This is a genomic window from Amycolatopsis acidicola, assembly GCF_007713735.2.
In the GTDB taxonomy this organism is placed as follows: domain Bacteria; phylum Actinomycetota; class Actinomycetes; order Mycobacteriales; family Pseudonocardiaceae; genus Amycolatopsis_E; species Amycolatopsis_E acidicola.
In genome coordinates this window covers 2,501-5,178 of record NZ_VMNW02000180.1, presented here as the reverse complement: position 1 = coordinate 5,178, position 2,678 = coordinate 2,501, and the positions used below count along the sequence as shown (strand labels likewise).

Sequence of the window (2,678 nt, the reverse complement as noted above, 5' to 3'; positions counted from 1 at the left end):
AGTTCGGCGGTGTCCTACTCTCCCACAACCCTTCGGTTGCAGTACCATCGGCGCTGGCGGGCTTAGCTTCCGGGTTCGGAATGGGACCGGGCGTTTCCCCGCCGCCATGACCACCGAAACACCACGAAACAACACGCGGTGCTCGACAGAACAATGAAATTATCCTGGAACAACCTGTGTGGTGTTTCAGAGCTGTAGAGTGGATGCGTAGCATGTTTGTGGACAAGTCCTCGGCCTATTAGTACCAGTCAACTCGAAAACACATTACTGTGCGTCCATTTCTGGCCTATCAACCCAGTAGTCTGCTGGGGGCCTTAACCCATCAAGGGTGGGAGACCTCATCTAGGAACAGGCTTCCCGCTTAGATGCCTTCAGCGGTTATCCCTTCCGAACGTAGCTAACCAGCCATGCCACTGGCGTGACAACTGGCATACCAGAGGTTCGTCCGTCCCGGTCCTCTCGTACTAGGGACAGCCTTCCGCAAGTCTCCTACGCGCGCGGCGGATAGGGACCGAACTGTCTCACGACGTTCTAAACCCAGCTCGCGTGCCGCTTTAATGGGCGAACAGCCCAACCCTTGGGACCTACTCCGGCCCCAGGATGCGACGAGCCGACATCGAGGTGCCAAACCATGCCGTCGATATGGACTCTTGGGCAAGATCAGCCTGTTATCCCCGGGGTACCTTTTATCCGTTGAGCGACACCCCTTCCACCAGGAGGTGCCGGATCACTAGTCCCGACTTTCGTCCCTGCTCGACCTGTCAGTCTCACAGTCAAGCTCCCTTGTGCACTTACACTCAACACCTGATTGCCAACCAGGCTGAGGGAACCTTTGGGCGCCTCCGTTACTCTTTAGGAGGCAACCGCCCCAGTTAAACTACCCACCAGGCACTGTCCCTGAACCGGATCACGGTCCGAGGTTCAGATTCCCAATCCGATCAGAGTGGTATTTCAACAACGACTCCACCACCACTAGCGTGATCGCTTCACAGTCTCCCACCTATCCTACACAAACCGAACCGAAAACCAATACCAAGCTATAGTAAAGGTCCCGGGGTCTTTCCGTCCTGCCGCGCGTAACGAGCATCTTTACTCGTAATGCAATTTCGCCGGGCCTGTGGTTGAGACAGCCGGAAAGTCGTTACGCCATTCGTGCAGGTCGGAACTTACCCGACAAGGAATTTCGCTACCTTAGGATGGTTATAGTTACCACCGCCGTTTACTGGCGCTTAAATTCTCAGCTTCACCCCACAAGGGAGTTAACCGGTCCTCTTAACGTTCCAGCACCGGGCAGGCGTCAGTCCATATACCTCGACTTACGTCTTCGCATGGACCTGTGTTTTTAGTAAACAGTCGCTTTCCGCTGGTCTCTGCGGCCACTGCTCCCTAGCCCGCGAAGGGCTTCAAGAGCCTTGGCCCCCCTTCTCCCGAAGTTACGGGGGCATTTTGCCGAGTTCCTTAACCACAGTTCACCCGATCGCCTTAGTATTCTCTACCTGACCACCTGTGTCGGTTTGGGGTACGGGCCGCACATGTTCTCGCTAGAGGCTTTTCTCGGCAGCATAGGATCACTCTACTTCACCACAACGGCTACGCATCACGTCTCAGCCTTCGATGTCACGCGGATTTACCTACATGACGGCCTACACGCTTACACCAGTACAACCACTCACTGGCGGAGCTACCTTCCTGCGTCACCCCATCGCTTGACTACTACACACTCAGGTCCCACGCTCCACCACTCGGTTCCGAAGAACCTCCTGGCTTCGGGTGGTTAGTCTCATGCGCCTCATCAGGGGCGAACATACGCGGGTACGGGAATATCAACCCGTTGTCCATCGACTACGCCTGTCGGCCTCGCCTTAGGTCCCGACTCACCCTGGGCAGATTAACTTGACCCAGGAACCCTTGGTCATCCGGCGGCAGAGGTTCTCACTCTGCATTCGCTACTCATGCCTGCATTCTCACTCCCACACCCTCCACCACTCGCTTACGCGGCGGCTTCACTGGGCGCAGGACGCTCCCCTACCCACCACACCCTCCGTTAGAAGTAATAGTGTAGTGACACGGCTTCGGCGGTGTGCTTAAGCCCCGCTACATTGTCGGCGCAGGACCACTTGACCAGTGAGCTATTACGCACTCTTTCAAGGATGGCTGCTTCTAAGCCAACCTCCTGGTTGTCTGGGCAATCCCACATCCTTTCCCACTGAGCACACACTTCGGGGCCTTAGCCGGTGTTCTGGGCTGTTTCCCTCTCGACGACGAAGCTTATCCCCCGCCGTCTCACTGCCACGCTCTCACATGATGGTATTCGGAGTTTGGTTGACTTCGGTAACCCGGTAAGGCCCCTAGGCCATCCAGTAGCTCTACCCCCACCATGAAACACGCGACGCTGCACCTAAATGCATTTCGGGGAGAACCAGCTATCACGGAGTTTGATTGGCCTTTCACCCCTACCCACAGCTCATCCCCTCAGTTTTCAACCTAAGTGGGTTCGGGCCTCCACGACGTCTTACCGTCGCTTCACCCTGGCCATGGGTAGATCACTCCGCTTCGGGTCTAGACCACGCGACTCAAACGCCCTCTTCAGACTCGCTTTCGCTACGGCTACCCCACACGGGTTAACCTCGCCACGCAGCACTAACTCGCAGGCTCATTCTTCAAAAGGCACGCCATCA

General features: G+C 56.3%; 2 rRNA genes (1 of these 2 cut by a window edge). Both read right to left on the bottom strand.

Features of this window, described 5'->3' with window-relative positions:
• Nucleotide 1 precedes the first annotated feature (1 nt).
• Nucleotides 2–118, bottom strand: a 5S ribosomal RNA gene (gene rrf / locus FPZ12_RS45240).
• A 100-nt stretch (nucleotides 119–218) separates the two neighbouring features.
• Nucleotides 219–2,678 (bottom strand): 23S ribosomal RNA (locus FPZ12_RS45235) (it continues 644 nt past the right edge of the window).